This is a genomic window from Poritiphilus flavus (assembly GCF_009901585.1).
GTDB classification, from domain to species: domain Bacteria; phylum Bacteroidota; class Bacteroidia; order Flavobacteriales; family Flavobacteriaceae; genus Poritiphilus; species Poritiphilus flavus.
In genome coordinates, this window is record NZ_WXYO01000009.1 from 80,305 (window position 1) to 98,236 (window position 17,932).

22 protein-coding genes are annotated in these 17,932 nt (G+C 44.7%); 21 read left to right on the forward strand and 1 reads right to left on the reverse strand.

From position 1 onward, the window contains the following. The first annotated feature begins 1 nt into the window (after nt 1). The 20 genes from rpsN (at nt 2) to GTQ38_RS19605 (ending at nt 14,809) form a co-directional block, all read left to right on the forward strand. Nucleotides 2-271 carry a 30S ribosomal protein S14 gene (rpsN, locus tag GTQ38_RS19510; protein ID WP_161437263.1) on the forward strand — a complete coding sequence of 90 codons (270 nt, stop codon included), beginning with the start codon at nt 2-4 and terminating at the stop codon, nt 269-271. A 20-nt stretch (nt 272-291) separates the two neighbouring features. Next, the gene (gene rpsH, locus GTQ38_RS19515; RefSeq protein WP_161437264.1) at nt 292-690 is read left to right on the forward strand and encodes a 30S ribosomal protein S8; all 399 of its coding nucleotides are present in this window, start codon (nt 292-294) and stop codon (nt 688-690) included. Nucleotides 691-711: 21 nt separating this feature from the next. Beyond that, on the forward strand, nt 712-1,254 hold the full coding sequence (gene rplF, locus GTQ38_RS19520) for a 50S ribosomal protein L6 (RefSeq protein ID WP_161437265.1): 543 nt from the start codon (nt 712-714) through the stop codon (nt 1,252-1,254). Between the two features lie 10 nt (nt 1,255-1,264). Continuing rightward, nucleotides 1,265-1,621, forward strand: coding sequence for a 50S ribosomal protein L18 (rplR, locus tag GTQ38_RS19525; RefSeq protein ID WP_161437266.1), 357 nt, complete (start codon nt 1,265-1,267; stop codon nt 1,619-1,621). Nucleotides 1,622-1,627: 6 nt separating this feature from the next. Further along, nucleotides 1,628-2,152, forward strand: coding sequence for a 30S ribosomal protein S5 (rpsE, locus tag GTQ38_RS19530; protein ID WP_161437267.1), 525 nt, complete (start codon nt 1,628-1,630; stop codon nt 2,150-2,152). 6 nt (nt 2,153-2,158) lie between these two features. After that, the gene (gene rpmD / locus GTQ38_RS19535; RefSeq protein ID WP_161437268.1) at nt 2,159-2,338 is read left to right on the forward strand and encodes a 50S ribosomal protein L30; all 180 of its coding nucleotides are present in this window, start codon (nt 2,159-2,161) and stop codon (nt 2,336-2,338) included. Between the two features lie 14 nt (nt 2,339-2,352). Next, nucleotides 2,353-2,805, forward strand: a complete 453-nt coding sequence (gene rplO, locus GTQ38_RS19540) for a 50S ribosomal protein L15 (protein ID WP_161437269.1) — start codon at nt 2,353-2,355, stop codon at nt 2,803-2,805. Nucleotides 2,806-2,818: 13 nt separating this feature from the next. Further along, a complete protein-coding gene (gene secY / locus GTQ38_RS19545) occupies nt 2,819-4,162 on the forward strand; it encodes a preprotein translocase subunit SecY (RefSeq protein WP_161437270.1) in 1,344 nt (447 codons plus the stop codon). Between the two features lie 3 nt (nt 4,163-4,165). After that, nucleotides 4,166-4,381: a translation initiation factor IF-1 gene (gene infA, locus GTQ38_RS19550; protein ID WP_015753973.1), complete on the forward strand. Its 216-nt coding sequence runs from the start codon at nt 4,166-4,168 to the stop codon at nt 4,379-4,381. A 12-nt stretch (nt 4,382-4,393) separates the two neighbouring features. After that, nucleotides 4,394-4,510: a type B 50S ribosomal protein L36 gene (gene ykgO, locus GTQ38_RS19555; RefSeq protein ID WP_013621733.1), complete on the forward strand. Its 117-nt coding sequence runs from the start codon at nt 4,394-4,396 to the stop codon at nt 4,508-4,510. A 2-nt stretch (nt 4,511-4,512) separates the two neighbouring features. After that, a complete protein-coding gene (gene rpsM / locus GTQ38_RS19560) occupies nt 4,513-4,887 on the forward strand; it encodes a 30S ribosomal protein S13 (protein WP_161437271.1) in 375 nt (124 codons plus the stop codon). Nucleotides 4,888-4,924: 37 nt separating this feature from the next. Continuing rightward, on the forward strand, nt 4,925-5,317 hold the full coding sequence (gene rpsK, locus GTQ38_RS19565; protein ID WP_161437272.1) for a 30S ribosomal protein S11: 393 nt from the start codon (nt 4,925-4,927) through the stop codon (nt 5,315-5,317). A gap of 99 nt (nt 5,318-5,416) precedes the next feature. Continuing rightward, on the forward strand, nt 5,417-6,022 hold the full coding sequence (rpsD, locus tag GTQ38_RS19570) for a 30S ribosomal protein S4 (protein ID WP_161437273.1): 606 nt from the start codon (nt 5,417-5,419) through the stop codon (nt 6,020-6,022). A 17-nt stretch (nt 6,023-6,039) separates the two neighbouring features. Continuing rightward, entirely contained in the window at nt 6,040-7,032 is a 993-nt protein-coding gene (locus GTQ38_RS19575; RefSeq protein WP_161437274.1) for a DNA-directed RNA polymerase subunit alpha, read from the forward strand. A gap of 63 nt (nt 7,033-7,095) precedes the next feature. Then, complete coding sequence (gene rplQ, locus GTQ38_RS19580) at nt 7,096-7,596, forward strand: 50S ribosomal protein L17 (RefSeq protein WP_161437275.1); 501 nt, start codon at nt 7,096-7,098, stop codon at nt 7,594-7,596. Between the two features lie 284 nt (nt 7,597-7,880). After that, entirely contained in the window at nt 7,881-9,008 is a 1,128-nt protein-coding gene (gene carA / locus GTQ38_RS19585; RefSeq protein ID WP_161437276.1) for a glutamine-hydrolyzing carbamoyl-phosphate synthase small subunit, read from the forward strand. A gap of 339 nt (nt 9,009-9,347) precedes the next feature. Beyond that, nucleotides 9,348-10,640 (forward strand): phosphopyruvate hydratase, encoded by a 1,293-nt coding sequence (gene eno / locus GTQ38_RS19590; protein ID WP_161437277.1) that lies wholly within the window; start codon nt 9,348-9,350, stop codon nt 10,638-10,640. Between the two features lie 104 nt (nt 10,641-10,744). Next, the gene (locus GTQ38_RS19595) at nt 10,745-12,280 is read left to right on the forward strand and encodes a glycogen synthase (protein WP_161437278.1); all 1,536 of its coding nucleotides are present in this window, start codon (nt 10,745-10,747) and stop codon (nt 12,278-12,280) included. Between the two features lie 106 nt (nt 12,281-12,386). Further along, on the forward strand, nt 12,387-13,670 hold the full coding sequence (locus GTQ38_RS19600) for a citrate synthase (protein WP_161437279.1): 1,284 nt from the start codon (nt 12,387-12,389) through the stop codon (nt 13,668-13,670). A 224-nt stretch (nt 13,671-13,894) separates the two neighbouring features. Next, nucleotides 13,895-14,809: a dimethylarginine dimethylaminohydrolase family protein gene (locus GTQ38_RS19605; protein ID WP_161437280.1), complete on the forward strand. Its 915-nt coding sequence runs from the start codon at nt 13,895-13,897 to the stop codon at nt 14,807-14,809. Between the two features lie 9 nt (nt 14,810-14,818). On the opposite strand, the gene GTQ38_RS19610 is transcribed toward GTQ38_RS19605, so the two are convergent. Continuing rightward, on the reverse strand, nt 14,819-17,125 hold the full coding sequence (locus GTQ38_RS19610) for a glycoside hydrolase family 65 protein (RefSeq protein ID WP_161437281.1): 2,307 nt from the start codon (nt 17,123-17,125) through the stop codon (nt 14,819-14,821). 206 nt (nt 17,126-17,331) lie between these two features. Here GTQ38_RS19610 and GTQ38_RS19615 point away from each other — a divergent pair, with 206 nt between their 5' ends. Next, nucleotides 17,332-17,931, forward strand: a complete 600-nt coding sequence (locus GTQ38_RS19615) for a TetR/AcrR family transcriptional regulator (RefSeq protein WP_161437282.1) — start codon at nt 17,332-17,334, stop codon at nt 17,929-17,931. Nucleotide 17,932 lies beyond the last annotated feature (1 nt).

Sequence of the window (17,932 nt, forward strand, 5' to 3'; positions counted from 1 at the left end):
TATGGCTAAAGAATCAATGAAAGCCCGTGAGCGAAAAAGGGCAAAGATGGTAGCGAAATACGCCGCAAAACGCAAAGCTTTGAAAGAAGCCGGCGATTACGAGGCGTTGCAAAAGTTGCCAAAGAATGCCTCACCTGTTCGAATGCACAACAGATGCAAATTAACAGGAAGACCTAAGGGTTATATGAGGACTTTTGGAATTTCCAGGGTAACCTTCAGGGAAATGGCCAATCAGGGATTGATTCCGGGAGTAAAAAAAGCGAGTTGGTAAAACACTAAATAGGAAAGAAGATGTTTACAGATCCTATATCAGATTATTTGACAAGAATTAGAAATGCCAGCAGTGCCGGTCATAGGGTAGTGGAGATTCCTGCTTCGAACCTGAAAAAAGAGATCACCAAGATCTTGTTTGATCAGGGTTATATTCTCAGCTACAAGTTTGACGAAGACAAAGTACAGGGAACCATCAAGATCGCACTGAAATACGACAGGCTGACCAAAGAGCCGGTTATCAAAAAGATCCAGCGCATCAGTAAGCCAGGTCTTAGGAAATATGCGGGATCTGATGATTTACCAAGGGTCCTTAACGGATTAGGAGTTGCTATTGTATCTACCTCTCACGGGGTGATGACGAGTAAGCAAGCCAAGAAAGAAAACGTGGGTGGCGAGGTACTGTGCTACGTTTATTAATAAGATTTAAAGAGATCAGAAATGTCTAGAATAGGTAAAAGCCCGATCGCAATACCAGAAGGAGCCACAGTAGAGGTTCAGGATAATGTTGTTGTTGTAAAGGGAAAATTAGGGGAGTTAAGCCAGGAATTCTCAGGAGTAGAAGTAAAGGTTGAGGACGGACAGATCCTGATTAGCCGACCCTCTGATTCCAAAGAACACAAAGCCAAGCACGGACTTTACAGATCCTTGATCAATAATATGGTTGAAGGTGTAACAAAAGGCTGGACCAAAGAATTGGAATTGGTAGGTGTAGGTTACCGTGCTTCTAACCAGGGACAGAAACTGGATCTGGCATTGGGATTCTCACATAATATAGTCATGGATCTGGCACCTGAGGTTAAAATAGAGACCAAATCTGAGAAGGGAAAGAACCCTATCATCAAATTGACCTCTCATGACAAGCAGCTTGTCGGTCAGATTGCGGCTAAAATAAGGTCTTTCCGCAAGCCGGAGCCTTACAAAGGAAAAGGAATTAAGTTCGTTGGAGAACAACTAAGAAGAAAAGCAGGTAAATCCGCTTAATAACTGAATTATGGGATTAACAAAGACTGAAAGAAGATTGCGCATCCGCAGAAGGATCAGAAAAGTGTCCTTCGGCACCGCGGAGAGACCAAGATTGTCTGTGTTTAGAAGTAACAAAGAGATCTACGCTCAGATCATTGACGATACCAAGGGTGAAACGCTTGCGTCCGCTTCTTCCAGGGACAAAGAACTGGCCAAGGCAAAAGGGACCAAATCAGAGATCGCTGCTGAAGTAGGGAAAGCCATTGCTGAAAAAGCGCAGAAAGCAGGTATCGAGACTGTTGCTTTTGACAGGGGCGGAAACCTTTACCACGGTAGAATTAAGGCATTGGCAGATGGTGCCAGGGAAGCCGGACTAAAATTTTAATAAAATATGTACGGGAAATACAAAAACGTAGAATTGGTAAAACCCGGAGGTCTTGAGCTTAAAGACCGACTGGTTGGAGTACAAAGGGTTACTAAGGTTACCAAAGGTGGTAGGGCTTTCGGCTTTTCTGCTATTGTAGTTGTAGGAGATGAGAACGGAGTGGTAGGTCACGGACTGGGTAAATCCAAAGAGGTGGCAACAGCGATCGCCAAAGCCATTGAGGATGCCAAAAAGAACCTGATCCGTATCCCACTGAATAAAGGAACACTCCCTCATGAGCAAAAAGGGAAGTACGGCGGAGCCAGAGTTTACATCCAGCCCGCCTCTCACGGTACCGGGGTTATCGCCGGTGGTGCTGTGCGTGCGGTTCTCGAAGCTGTTGGAGTTCAGGACGTATTGTCCAAATCCCAGGGCTCTTCTAATCCTCACAATGTAGTAAAGGCTACTTTTGATGCTTTACTGCAACTGCGAGATGCGAGAACTGTTGCCAATCAGCGAGGTATTTCTTTGGAAAAAGTTTTTAAAGGCTAAGAGGTTATGGCAAAGATCAAAGTAAAACAGGTAAGAAGCAGCATAAAAAGACCTCAAAACCAGAAGAGAACTCTGGAAGCTCTTGGTTTGAGAAAAATTGGCCAGGTGGTGGAGCATGAAAATACTCCGAATATCCTTGGCATGATAGACAAAGTAAAACACTTGGTTTCTACTGAAGAAGCTTAAAAAAGAGAAGTAAAATGGATTTGAGCAATTTGAAACCTGCCAAAGGCGCAGTACAGAAGCCGGGAAAAACCATAGGTAGAGGCCAGGGATCAGGTAAGGGCGGAACCGCAACCCGAGGACATAAAGGTGCGAAATCGCGCTCTGGTTACTCCAGAAAAATAGGTTTTGAAGGAGGACAGATGCCGCTTCAGAGACGTGTGCCTAAGTTCGGTTTTACGAATATCAACAGAAAAGAGTATCGCGGGATCAACCTGAATGAGTTACAGGAGTTGGCAGACAAAGGAAAGGTGAAGAAAGAAGTTACTCTGGAGAATCTGATAGAAAACAGGCTGGCTAGAAAAAGTGACCTGGTAAAAATCCTCGGTGGAGGTGAATTAAAAGCGGCACTAAAAGTATCCGCGCATAAATTTACTGCCACAGCCAAAGCCGCCATAGAGGCCGCGGGCGGTGAAGCAATAAGTTTATAAGGAAACAGCGACTATGAAGAAATTTTTTGAGATCATATCAAATATCTGGAAGATTGAAGAGTTAAGGGGGCGGATTATCGTTACCCTTGGCTTGCTTTTGGTGTACCGATTCGGAGCCCAGATCGTACTTCCGGGTATTGATACCTCCCAATTGGCTGAACTCTCTTCCAATACCGAACAGGGTATTCTGGGAATATTGAATGCATTTACCGGAGGAGCATTCGCTAACGCTTCCGTATTTGCACTTGGAATTATGCCGTATATCTCGGCTTCCATTGTGGTTCAGTTAATGGGTATTGCCGTTCCTTATCTTCAAAAGTTAGACAAGGAAGGTGAGAGTGGTAGAAAAACCAAGAATCAGATCACTCGATGGTTAACGATTGGGATCTGTATCGTTCAGGCTCCGGCCTATCTTTATAGTCTTAGCGCTTTGGGTGTTCCCGACAGTGCCTTCCTTTTAGGTAAAGGACTGAATTTCATCGTACCAGCGGTTATAATACTGGTTACAGGCTGTGTTTTTGCGATGTGGTTAGGCGAGAAGATCACGGACAAGGGTATCGGAAATGGTATCTCCTTGCTTATCATGATCGGTATTATCGCGACTATGCCTCAATCCTTTGTTCAAGAGTTCATCTCAAGGACTACGAATAACAACGGTGGACTGATGTTCATGCTTATTGAAGTTATACTGTGGTTCGTGGTGATATTAGCCAGCGTATTGCTGGTTATGGCCACCCGTAGAATACCGGTTCAATACGCGAGGAGAACGGCCTCTGGCGGATATGAGAAAAACATTGCGGGATCAAGGCAGTATATCCCCCTAAAGCTAAACGCTTCCGGGGTTATGCCGATCATCTTTGCACAGGCGATCATGTTTGCGCCGGGCTTGTTAGGTAGAACATTTAACAATACGGCAGTAGGCCAGTGGATGGAAGTACAATTCCAGGATATTTTTGGTTTGGCCTACAACATATTGTTCGGGGTATTGATCATTATTTTTACCTATTTCTATACAGCGATTACGGTACCGACCAATAAAATGGCAGACGATCTTAAGAGGAGCGGAGGCTTTATTCCAGGGATACGTCCTGGAAAGGAAACCGCGGACTTTTTAGATAAGGTGATGTCATTGATCACACTACCCGGTTCCATATTCCTTGCACTACTTGCGGTATTACCAGCGGTAGTGGTGAAATTGATGGACATACAACCCGGATGGGCTTTGTTCTACGGCGGAACTTCCCTGTTGATCATGGTAGGTGTAGCGATCGATACGGTTCAGCAGGTAAATTCCTATTTGTTGAACAGGCATTACGATGGACTCATGAAAACCGGTAAGAATAGAAAAGTAGCATAATTTATGGCCAAACAAGCACCAATAGAACAAGATGGCAGTATCATAGAAGCCCTGTCCAATGCGATGTTCAGGGTAGAACTGGAAAACGGGCATGTGGTAACTGCACATATTTCAGGGAAGATGCGTATGCACTATATCAAATTGCTTCCCGGGGACAAGGTGAAGCTGGAGATGAGTCCATATGATCTGACTAAGGCTAGGATTACATATAGATATTAAAAAAACGAAAAGGTGAAGGTAAGAGCATCCATAAAGAAAAGAAGTGCCGAGTGCAAAATAGTGCGCAGAAAAGGCAGACTGTACGTGATTAATAAGAAGAATCCCAGATTCAAACAAAGACAAGGGTAATTATGGCAAGAATTGCAGGGGTTGATATCCCAAAACAAAAAAGAGGTGTTATTGCCTTGACCTATATCTACGGTGTTGGCAAAAGCAGGGCACAGGAGATCTTAGAGACTGCCAAGGTAAGTGAAGATACCAAAGTTTCTGATTGGAATGACGATGAGATCGGACGAATCCGGGACGCTGTATCTGCCTTTAAGATTGAGGGAGAGCTTCGTTCAGAGACACAGTTGAATATCAAGCGACTGATGGATATTGGTTGCTACCGCGGTATTCGTCACAGATCCGGCCTTCCGTTAAGAGGACAACGCACCAAGAACAATTCCAGGACGCGTAAAGGAAAGAGAAAGACTGTTGCTAATAAGAAGAAAGCAACTAAATAATAATTCGTACGGATAAATCCGCAACAGCTTAGAAAATATGGCTAAGACAGGTACAAAAACAACAAAGAAGCGCAAGGTTATCATCGAATCTGTGGGAGAAGCGCATATTACAGCTTCTTTTAACAACATCATTATTTCTTTGACCAATAAGAAGGGAGATGTTATCGCTTGGTCCTCTGCCGGTAAAATGGGCTTCAGGGGTTCTAAGAAGAACACCCCTTACGCCGCCCAGATTGCGGCGGAAGAATGTGCAAAAACTGCACATGAAGCAGGGTTGAGGAAAGTAAAGGTTTACGTGAAAGGACCCGGAAACGGAAGGGAGTCTGCAATTCGCTCAATTCACAACTCCGGTATCGAAGTAGCGGAAATCATCGATGTGACCCCACTTCCACACAACGGGTGCAGACCTCCGAAACGCAGAAGAGTATAATTTTTATTTAATTCCTAATAATAGTTTTCACCGGGAGTGTAGTTACGATTATCGAAGGATAAGCCTTAATTCATAATCGCACTTCCAAATTAATAGAAGATGGCAAGATACACAGGACCAAAAACAAAGATCGCTCGTAAATTTGGCGAGCCGATTTTCGGAGATGACAAGTCTTTCGAGAAAAAGAACTACCCTCCGGGACAGCACGGAAATAACAGACGCCGTGGTAAAAAATCAGAATATGCGATCCAGTTAATGGAGAAGCAAAAGGCAAAGTATACCTACGGGATTTTGGAACGACAGTTCAGGAATCTCTTTGCCAAAGCAAACAGAAGTAAAGGAGTTACCGGTGAGGTACTTCTTCAACTATGTGAATCCCGCCTGGACAACGTGGTATTCCGAATGGGATTGTCCAACTCCAGGAGAGGAGCAAGACAACTGGTTTCGCACAGACATATTACCGTAAACGGAGAACTGGTAAACATTCCTTCCTATACCCTTAAGGCAGGAGACGTTGTCGGAGTAAGAGAGAAGTCCAAATCCCTACAGTCCATTCAGGATGCCCTTGCAGGAAATAGCGCGGTGTACGAATGGATCACCTGGAACACTGAAAAAAAGGAAGGTACTTTTGTGACCGTTCCTGAAAGAGTTCAGATTCCGGAAAACATAAAAGAACAATTAATCGTCGAGTTATACTCTAAATAAACAACACAGATCCGACTATGGCATTATTTAATTTTCAGAAACCCGATAAAGTAATCATGATAGATTCTTCCGATTTCGAAGGGAAGTTTGAATTTCGCCCTTTGGAACCCGGATACGGATTGACTGTCGGTAACGCATTGAGAAGAGTATTACTTTCGTCCCTGGAAGGATTTGCGATCACTTCCGTTCGTATAGACAAGGTAGAACACGAATTTTCAGTAATTGAAGGTGTTGTTGAAGACGTAACTGAAATTATTCTAAATCTCAAGCAAATTCGCTTTAAAAGGCAGATTGAAGACGTTAATGAAGAGACTGTTTCAATCTCTGTAAGCGGAAAAGAGCAACTCACTGCCGGGGATTTCCAGAAGTTTATTTCCGGATACCAGGTATTGAATCCTGATCTGGTGATCTGCAATATGGACCCCAAGGTGAGTATCAATATGGAGATCATTATTGAAAAAGGCAGGGGTTATGTACCTGCAGAAGAAAACAAGAAATCTAATGCGCCTCTGGGAAGCATTGCTGTTGACTCCATCTTTACACCGGTAAAGAACGTAAAGTACAGCATTGAGAATTTCCGGGTAGAGCAGAAGACGGATTACGAAAAACTGATCTTTGAGATCGTTACGGATGGATCAATACATCCAAAAGATGCGCTTACCGAAGCGGCCAAGGTACTGATCCACCATTTCATGCTTTTCTCTGATGAGCGTATTACCCTTGAAGCGGATGAGATCGCACAGACCGAGACTTACGATGAAGAGTCTCTTCACATGCGACAATTGCTTAAGACTAAATTAGTTGATATGGATCTCTCTGTAAGGGCACTGAACTGCCTGAAAGCGGCGGAAGTAGACACCCTTGGAGATCTGGTATCCTTCAATAAGAACGATCTGATGAAATTCAGGAACTTTGGTAAAAAATCACTTACTGAGCTGGAAGAGCTTGTGATCAACAAAGGATTGAATTTCGGAATGGATTTATCAAAATATAAGTTAGATAAGGATTAGTTTTTCTACTGAAGATTGCGGTTTGAACCGAGGATCCTTTAAATGAAAATACAATAAAGAGCGATGAGACACGGAAAAAAAGTCAATCATTTAGGAAGAAAAACGGCGCACAGGAAGGCGATGCTGGCCAATATGGCCTGTTCCTTGATTGAACATAAAAGAATCAATACCACCGTTGCCAAGGCAAAAGCCTTAAAGCAATTTATAGAACCATTGATCACCAAATCCAAGGCTGAAAACAACCAGTCTGCTGAAAAAGGTACGCACAACAGGCGTATCGCTTTCAGGAACCTTAGAGATAAGCATGCGGTAACCGAATTGTTCGGGACTGTAGCAGACAAGGTAGGAGACAGGCCTGGAGGTTATACTCGTATCATCAAGCTGGGAAGCCGGCTGGGAGATAACGCGGATATGGCCATGATAGAGTTGGTGGATTTCAACGAGTTGTACAATGCCGGTAAGCCTAAGAAGAAGAAATCTACTCGTAGAAGTAGAAGGGGTAAGAAAGCGGAAACGGCTCCTGTAGCAACAACCGAAAATCAGACTGATGATTCAGAAGAATAGAATGTTCATAAATTCTGGGAAATTTAGAGAAGGGTAGTCTTAACTGACTATCCTTTTTTTATGTTTCTTTGTGAAACGAGAATTCATACTGTTCTCTGAAATCTGGGTGTAAGATTTATAAACTGGAATAAGCAAAGTCCTGCCGAATGAGAACCGGCCGTTTTGCTTAGATGTAAAAATGACAATTGCGTAAATACAAGTGGAAGTATCCGCTTTCCCAATAGGTTTCAAAAGACCCGATTAACAGTAAATAATATGAATTTCTTATCAAAAAAAAGTCGACAGTGAAGTATCAATCCAAAAGAAAAGCGCTGATTTTATTGGCAGACGGAACCATCTTCTTCGGAAAGGCCGTTGGAGACAAAGAAGGTACAGCCTTTGGCGAAGTATGTTTTAATACCGGGATGACCGGCTACCAGGAGATCTTTACCGATCCCTCCTATTTCGGACAGTTGATGGTAACCACCAATGCGCACATTGGCAACTATGGAGCCAATAATGAAGAGGTGGAATCCGATTCTGTGAAAATAGCCGGACTGATCTGCAAGAACTTCAGCTATGAGTATTCAAGGCCGGATGCGGATATGGGACTCGAAGAATTCCTGGATAAAAACAATCTGTTTTCAATATCCGATGTAGACACCAGGGCTCTGGTGAGTTACATCAGGGATAATGGCGCCATGAATGCCGTGATCTCTACGGAGGTAGATAATATAGAAGGCTTGAAAGCCAAACTCAAGGAAGTACCCAGTATGGAAGGCCTGGAGCTTGCTTCTAAGGTCTCCACGGAGAAGCCTTATTTCTTTGGAGATGAAAACGCGAAATACAAAATAGCCGCCCTGGATATCGGAATTAAAAAGAATATTCTCCGTAACCTTGCCCAGCGTGATGCCTATATCAAGGTTTTTCCCTATAACAGCACCTTCGAGGAGATGAAAGAATGGCAACCTGATGGTTATTTCATTTCCAATGGCCCTGGGGACCCGGAACCGCTAAAGGAAGCGATTGAAACTGCAAAGCAGATCATAGCAGAAGATGTACCCTTATTTGGGATCTGCCTGGGACACCAGGTGATCGCCCTGGCTAACGGCGTATCTACCTATAAAATGCATAATGGACATCGCGGGATCAATCACCCGGTGATCAACCTGAAAACCGGAAAGGGAGAGATAACCTCTCAGAACCACGGATTTGCGATTAATCGGGAAGAAACAGAGGCCAATGCAGATCTGGAAATAACCCATGTGCATCTGAACGACAATACGGTCGCGGGAATAAGGATGAAAGACAAAAATGTGTTTTCCGTACAATATCACCCGGAAGCCAGTCCAGGGCCGCATGATGCCACTTATCTCTTTGATCAGTTCTTTGAGTTGATCGCCTCCAGTGTGAATAACACCACCCTGGTTTAAAGAGCATTCCAAAAACGGCTCAGATCAAGTAATTGAAAATCAATTACCTGAGTCGTATTTCCTGTAGGCTGAAAGTTGGCAAGCCAACTTTGTTATCGGTCCTTTATCCATGGAAACCACAAGGGCTGTAACAGAGGTTTAAGGAATTGTTATTTTCTGTAATTACTTCGCGAGGGCTGTGGTCTAACGGCCCTCCTTTTGTATATTTACCGAATTAAAAATGCGAAGTTTCACGTACGAAATTTGGGGCTCAAAAGCAGCAATGTGAAGCAGTTCAAAAACAGATATTCGTACCTCTGACTCGCGACTTATCAAATTTCCAATCATAAAAATTACAGTATGAGTAGTATCATAGACGTACACGCGAGACAAATTTTAGATTCCAGAGGTAACCCAACCGTAGAGGTGGATGTGCTTACCGAAAACGGTGTTTTGGGCAGGGCGGCCGTCCCTTCCGGAGCGTCAACCGGGGAGCACGAGGCCGTAGAGCTCCGGGATGGAGGTAGTGCCTATATGGGCAAAGGAGTCAGCCAGGCCGTGGATAATGTTAATGATACCATTGCTGAAGCCATACGAGGGATGTTGGTCTTTGAGCAAAATGCCATCGACCAAAAAATGATAGAAATAGACGGAACTCCCAACAAATCCAAATTAGGGGCTAATGCTATTCTGGGAGTTTCCCTGGCCGTAGCGAAAGCCGCGGCAAACGAATTGGGCATGCCCTTGTTCCGTTATGTCGGTGGTGTGAGCGCCAATACCCTTCCGGTTCCCATGATGAATATCATCAATGGTGGCTCGCATTCCGACGCTCCAATTGCATTCCAGGAATTCATGATCATGCCGGTTAAGGCAAATGATTTTAGCCACGCCATGCAAATGGGGACAGAGATCTTTCACAATCTTAAAAAGGTACTGCACGATAGGGGGCTGAGTACAGCGGTTGGCGATGAAGGAGGATTTGCACCAACCCTGGACGGAACCGAAGATGCCCTGGATACCATTGGAAAGGCAGTAGATAAGGCGGGATACAAGCTGGGAGATAACGTGATGATCGCCCTGGATTGTGCATCTGCAGAGTTCTACGAAAATGGCAAGTACGACTACACTAAGTTTGAAGGAGACAAAGGTGCTGTGCGCAGTTCAGAAGAACAGGCACAGTATCTTGCAGACCTTTGCGCAAAATACCCCATAATCTCTATTGAAGATGGGATGGACGAAAACGACTGGGACGGCTGGAAGGCGCTTACCGACAAAGTGGGTGATTCAGTTCAGTTGGTCGGTGACGACCTGTTTGTGACCAATGTGGAGCGACTTTCAAGAGGAATAGAGAACGGCATCGCTAACTCCATTCTGATCAAGGTGAACCAGATTGGAACGCTTTCAGAGACCATTGCGGCGGTAAATATGGCCAAGAATGCCGGCTACACCTCGGTAATGTCTCACCGCTCAGGGGAAACCGAAGACAATACCATTGCAGATCTGGCTGTGGCTCTAAACACCGGTCAAATTAAAACCGGTTCCGCTTCAAGGAGTGACAGGATGGCCAAGTACAACCAGTTACTGCGAATTGAAGAGGAGCTTGGGGATGTTGCTTACTACCCCAAAGAAAAAGCGTTCAAAGTAAAACAGTAAAAGCTAAAAAACACCGGGCCTTTCGGAAAAACGAGAGGCCCTTTTTTTGGTTTGATGGTAAACTTTACCTAATTTAAAACAACAATCCTAACCGTGCCTCAACCATGAATAACTTCCTCTTCGTAGCCGCCGAAAATGACGCTATCCCGGAATGCAAGGCTGGCGGAATGGGTGATGTGGTCAGGGATGTACCCAGACAGATATCTGAGCGAGGGGATAAGGTTCATGTAGTGGTTCCGGCTTACTCCAGGCTTCATGTAAACGGTACATTTAGGACCAATCTCAATTTTCAGTTAAGGGGATTTACCTATACAGCGGAGCTATACGAAGTACCCCCCAAAAAAGAATTCCGGAATATTACGCACTACGTAATTCATCATCCTGAAATTGAGGCGGGAGATATCGCTCATATTTACCACAACGATCCTACGGAACCCTTTTATACTGATGCCATCAAGTATTTTATCTTTTGTACAGCGGTGGCCGAGGCGATCAAACAAGAAGTGTTCGGCAAACTGGACGTAGTACACCTGCACGATTGGCATACCAGTTTGTTGCTTTTTCTGAGGAGATACCACAATTCCTACAGCGTACTTAAGGAATTGCGTTTTGTCTACAGCATACATAACCTGGCCATACAGGGAATACGTCCTTTTGATGACAACTACTCCTCCGTTACCAACTGGTTCCCCCAGGTGGATTATGATGCAGCGGAGTTATTGGACTACAGATACCAGGATTGTATCAATCTGATGGCCGTGGGAATTCGGCTTGCTGATGCAGTACATACGGTATCCCCCTCCTATAAGGAAGATATTCTCTTACCCAGCGCTCCACCGGAATTTATCGGGGGAGAAGGCCTTGAAAAAGATCTGCAACAGGCCAATAATGAAGGACGGTTGTTTGGTATACTAAACGGCTGCAATTACAAGAATATAAGACGAGCCAAAAAGCGCACTATTTACAGAAATATCATTAAGGCGATATTCCTCTGGTTGCAGGAGGAGTCCAAAAAGTATAAAGCGCATTTTTTAGCCCATACCGGAGAGAAGGTAGTTCCTTTTCTGGTCAATCCCCCTGAGTTTATTTGTGCCAGTGTGGCCCGACTTACCGAGCAGAAGTTTTACTTCTTTAAAAGATCTCCCGAAGCCCTTGAGGAGATCCTTAAAAAACTGGAAAAGATCAACGGTGTTTTTATGCTCCTGGGTACCGGTGCTCCGGAATACGAAAAGTTCCTCAGGCAAATGAGCCGCGAAAATAAGAACTTCATTTTCATCAACGGCCAGTCCGAAGATGTTATAGACTCCATCTATTTCGAATCGGATCTCTACTTTATGCCCAGCCTCTTTGAACCCTGCGGAATCAGTCAGATGCTCGCCATGAGAAACGGCCATCCGGTCCTGGTCCATAATACCGGAGGATTAAAAGATACGGTTTCTCATATGAAAACCGGTTTCAAGTTTGATGGCGACACCTACGATGAAAAGATCAGTAATATGCTGAAGTCCTTTGATGAGGTTTTGGATATCTTTTTAAACGACAAAAAAACCTGGAGCGAAATTCGGGCTAACGCCAAAAAAGTTCGTTTTACCTGGGAGAAATCCGTAGACGCTTACTATAAACTTCTTTACGCCCTTTAAGCTCCAAGAAGGCTGTTAATAAAGCCTTAAATGAAAAAACGGAATTGTTAACGTCCTTCGTTTTTCGTAAATTTAGGGTCTGTTCAAAAATTACAAAATCAAACAAATGTCAGATAAAGCTACTTTAGAATTTAATGGTGAAAAGTATGAATTTCCGGTGATCGAGGGCTCTGAAAATGAGCTGGCCATAGATGTGAAAACACTGCGTGCCTCCTCCGGAATGATCACTTTAGATCCAGGGTATAAAAATACAGGCTCCTGCCAGAGCGCCATAACTTTTTTAGATGGGGAGAAAGGTATTCTCAGATATCGGGGATATTCGATCGAGGATCTGGCTGAAAAAGCGGATTTTTTAGAAGTAGCATATCTGTTGATCTTCGGAGAACTTCCCAATAAGGAACAATTGGATAAATTCCACGCGGACATCAAAGCGGAATCTCATGTGGACGAGGAAATGAAAAAGATCCTGGATGGTTTCCCCAAGTCTGCGCATCCTATGGGGGTATTGTCTTCACTTACCTCAGCCCTGATCGCTTTTAATCCTTCATCAGTGAATGTCTCTTCGGAAAGCGATATGTACCACGCTATTGTTCGCCTGCTGGCTAAATTTCCGGTATTGGTGGCATGGACACTTCGCAAGAAAAAAGGCTTGCCATTGGACTATGGTGATAGTTCCCTGGGTTATGTGGAAAACATTCATAAAATGATGTTTAGGAGGCCCAATGAAGAGTATAAAGAGAACAAGATTGTAATAGAGGCCCTGGATAAATTACTTATCCTTCATGCGGATCATGAACAAAACTGCTCCACTTCAACGGTTCGGATCGTTGGATCTTCTCACGCCGGATTGTTCGCATCGATCTCTGCCGGGATTTCGGCACTTTGGGGCCCGCTCCACGGTGGGGCCAACCAAGCCGTACTGGAAATGCTGGAGGCTATTGACCAGGACGGGGGCGATACCAAGAAATACATGGCAAAGGCCAAAGATAAATCCGATCCATTCAGGCTAATGGGATTCGGGCATAGGGTTTATAAGAATTTTGACCCAAGGGCCAGGATTATTAAGAAGGCGGCAGATGAAGTGCTGGGAGATCTCGGTGTGGAAGATCCTATTCTGGACATTGCGAAAGGACTCGAACAAGAAGCCCTGGTGGACCAGTATTTTGTGGATCGAAGACTGTATCCGAATGTGGATTTTTACTCCGGGATCATTTACAGGGCCTTGGGAATTCCTGTTGATATGTTTACCGTAATGTTCGCTCTCGGAAGGCTTCCCGGTTGGATCGCCCAATACAGAGAAATGCGATTGAGAGGAGAGCCCATAGGCAGGCCAAGACAAGTTTATATTGGAGAAAACCACAGGCCATTTGTGGCTGTGGATCTAAGATAATCCCTTGAATTAAGTTCTGGAGGGCCTTTAAAAGAGCATTTTGTCAGTTCGAGCGGAGTGGAGAACGTATTAAAGTTCCTAATGTAAAATACATCCCGACTGTCTGCCCGACTAAGTCATTCAGGCGGGCGCTCGAACTGATAAATTCCCAACAGAACTCTTTAGACAACTTCTATTTTGACTTCCAAGCACTTCATTTTTCTATATTTGCGCAAACAAAATCTATGTTGCATCTAAACGTAAGGGACGAAACATCCAGGCTTAAAGCCGTACTACTGGGGACTGCTGAAAGCCCCGGTCCCGTCCCGACTCCCGAGGAGGCCTACGACCCCAAATCCCTGGAACACATATTGGCTGGAACCTATCCCAGGGAAGAAGATATGGTCCGTGAGATGGACGCGTTTGCCGAGGTCCTTATGAAATATGGGGTAGAGGTTTTCCGACCTGAAGTATTGAAGGATTGCAACCAGATATTTTCGCGGGATATCGCTTTTGTAATAGAAGACAAGCTGATCAAGGCTAATATACTGCCGGAGCGCGAAAAGGAATTCGAGGCGATATTGCATGTACTGGATTATATTGCTCCGGACTGCATTCTTAGCCCGCCGGAAGAGGTGCACGTGGAAGGAGGAGATGTCATGCCCTGGAACGACCATATTTTTGTGGGAACCTATACCGGTCCGGATTATCCGGACTATATAACGGCAAGAACTAATAAAGCAGCGGTTGAATACTTAAAAAAGCAGTTTCCACATAAAAAAGTAAAGGCCTTTGAACTGAGAAAATCCAATACCAATGCCAGGGAGAACGCGTTGCACCTGGATTGTTGTTTTCAACCGGTTGGCCGGGACCGGGCAATCTTACATAAAAACGGTTTCCTGGTGGAGGAGGAATACGAATGGCTGCTGAATTATTTCGGGAAGGACAAGGTATTTGAAATTGACCGCGAAGAGATGTACCAGATGTTCAGTAATGTTTTCTCCATATCTCCGGAGGTTATCGTTTCCGAAAGGAGTTTTACCAGGCTCAACGACTGGCTGCGTTCTCAGGGCTTTACGGTAGAAGAGATCCCATACGCTGAGATTGGCAAACAGGAGGGGTTGCTCAGATGCAGCACCCTTCCGCTGATCAGGGAATGATCCAGTTTTTCAGAGTATGGCTGTCTGCCCGGGCTGAAGCAGGGCAACCTCGTCATCCACAAAGATCTTTATATTATCCCCGTTCTGTGCCGTGCTTTTTACGGTGATGGACGATGGGTTGAGTTGTATATCTAAAAGGCAGTTTTTAACCTTCAGGGAGAATGCCAGGCTGTTCCAGCTTTCAGGTAAGGCGGGTTTGAAACGGATACCCTCTTCGGTTACCTGAAATCCGGCGAAGCCCTCAACAATTATAAGCCAGACGCCACCCGCAGCAGCCGTATGGATCCCCCCGAGAAAAGAACCTCCACTAAGTACTTTTTTACTGGCGTTGTAAAGATCAATGGTGGCCGCTTCCAGAAAATAGCGATAGGCTTCTTCATGATGGCCGGCTTTAACGGCTACCAAAGCATGTACACTGGGGCTTAAAGAAGAGCCATGCTCTGTTCTGGGTTCGTAGTATTCATAATTGGCAGTGAGCACTTTTTCAGGGAATCCGCCCATCAATGCCAGCAACTGAATAACATCCGCCTGCTTCAATACCTGGGTAGCGATGGCCACTCCATTAGGCCATCCCCAATATTCACCCGGATCTATGAGTCGTTTACGTACCTGATCCGGTCTTACGTCCTCCAGTTGAAAATAGCCGTCAAATTGTTCAATGACCCCTGTTTTTGTATCAGCTTCAGGGATATAGATCAAATCAGCTATCTCTTTCCAGGTTTCCGGACTATTTTCAGAGATCCCTGTCAACCGCTCTAGTTCCTCCATCCGCTCCGGTGCTCTTCGGGTAATTTCCCTATAAACGATAACGGCCTTTTGCAGAGCGTAACGGCTCAGGTAATTGGTATAGGCATTGTTATCCACATTTTCGTGGTATTCGTCCGGCCCTAACAGACGGATCAACTCGTAGCGGTTCTTGTCTTTTTTGAAATGGACGCGCGATACCAGGAACTGAGACACTTCAAAAAGAACTTCAGCACCGTGGTTCAGCATAAAATCCCAGTCGCCAGTCGCCTCATAATAAGACCAGATGCCATAGACCACATCAGGAGAGATATGGATCTGCCAACAATTAAAATGGTTCCTGATCTTTCTTCCGGTCAACACATCCGTAAAGAAGTAATCCGGAAAGAGTTCATCTCCGGTCTTACCACTTGTCCAGGCGTAAAAAGCCCCGTAATAACCCAGGTTTTTGGCCTTTCTACGGGCACCGTCCAGCGTATCATGTCTATAAGTAACCAGCCTGCGTGCTATCTCAGGATGGGTGTAGATAAACATTTTAAGGTTAAAGGTTTCCTGGTCCCAGAAAGCGGCTCCCTGATATACCTGGCATGACAAGCCTCTGGCTCCGATGGGAAGATTGGCATGCCTTGGGGTGGCAATAAAGGCCTGGTATAAATTGAACCGGGCCAGTACCTGGGCCTCCTCGTTTCCGGATATCCGGATATCCGAGACCGTCCAGAAATCATCCCACTGCGATTGGTGCGCTTTTTTCAGGCGATCATGGCCCTGTTTAAGACCTTCCTCTACCTCTGCAAGGGCTACTTCTTTAGGATTTTTCACTTCATTGGCATGAGTGACTGAAACCAGCTTGTGAATGTGAATCTCCTCATCTGCTTCTAATTCAAAGACAAACTCCCGTAGAATTCGCCTGGAATCCTCGATCACTTCAGATTCAAGTACGTGCCCACCATTGATCTTCAGCCCTTCGCAAACCACGACCTGACTCCCGGATTCACTGGTCTTAAGATTAAATCCAATGAGGTTCTCTTCCTGTATTGGAGTGTAAGATTTGAAGTGTTCTCCATTAATGCTCCACACCTTTCCGTCTATACCGGTAAGTAAGCGGTATCTTCCTTTGTGCAATGCCTTGAAGCGATACGACATGGAAATGAGATGATGGTTTACCAGACTGGCAAATTTCTCAACCTCCAGGGCTACTTTTTTGCCTTTGGGAGATCTCCATGTCAGTTTTCTTTGATTGAGTCCATGCCTGAGGTCAAGGGCACGGTAATAATCCTCTGTTTTTCCGCTGAAAGCCGAGAACATATCGTTATCCACGAAGAGTTGGGTGAAAAGCCCATTAGGCACATTACAGAGTTCGCTCCACTGGCTTCCCTCAGCCTGGTCCCAGGTATCGGTAACCACACAGGCCACGTACTCCCGGGCTTCCCATTCTTCAAAAGTACCGCGATACCCCAGGTAACCGTTCCCGATCATGAAATTGCTCCCGGTGGTCACCAATTGGTCAGGGTCAAAAGAATTCTCAATAATTTCCCATCCGGTCTCTGTGCGAAGGTTATTTTTCAATTTCATGCAACGGTTTTGTGAGGGGGTTATTCCACAAAAGCAAGCAAAATAGCAATTTATCCCATGCAGTTCAAGTCAACAGACTTAATAAAATGCATTCATTTGATTATTAGTTATTTACGCTCTTTTTTAAGACCTTATAGAAAATTTTAACATCAAATAGTTGAAATTACTAGACGACTGGTCATATTTTTGGTCCGCAAGATGGAAGAATGATGCAGAAAACGCTCAAACACGAAATAAAGGCTGATTTTTTATTGGAGAAGGGTATGGAACTCCTTTGGTCTAAGGGGTATAATGCCACCAGTGTGAATGACATTGTGATGGCCGCAGGCGTACCAAAAGGTTCTTTTTATTTCTATTTTGACAGCAAAGAAGATTTCGCGATCCGGGCTATAGAGATGTATTTCAAGGCGCATTTTGTTCCGGCTAAGGAGTATCTGATGAATAAAGAAGTATCTCCAAAGCAAAGACTTGTAGACTTCTATGAGTACAGAACCAAGGTGCTGAAGGAAGAATTGAATTGCAAAATGGGATGCCTGGCTTGTAATTTGGGTTCAGAGATGGCCGAACACAATGAGAATATCCGTGAGGCGATCTGGAAGAACGAGGAAGAAGTAAAATCCTTTATCACCGGGGTTGTGGAAGAAGCCCAGGAACAAGGAGAAATAGACCCTAAGCTGAATGCGGCTGATGTTGTAGCCTTTTTCGAAGATGCCGGAAAAGGAGCTATGACCACCATGAAGGAGATGAAAAGTGCTTATCCAATAGACAATTTCATGACCATGCTCAGGAATTTTCTATTAAAATAAA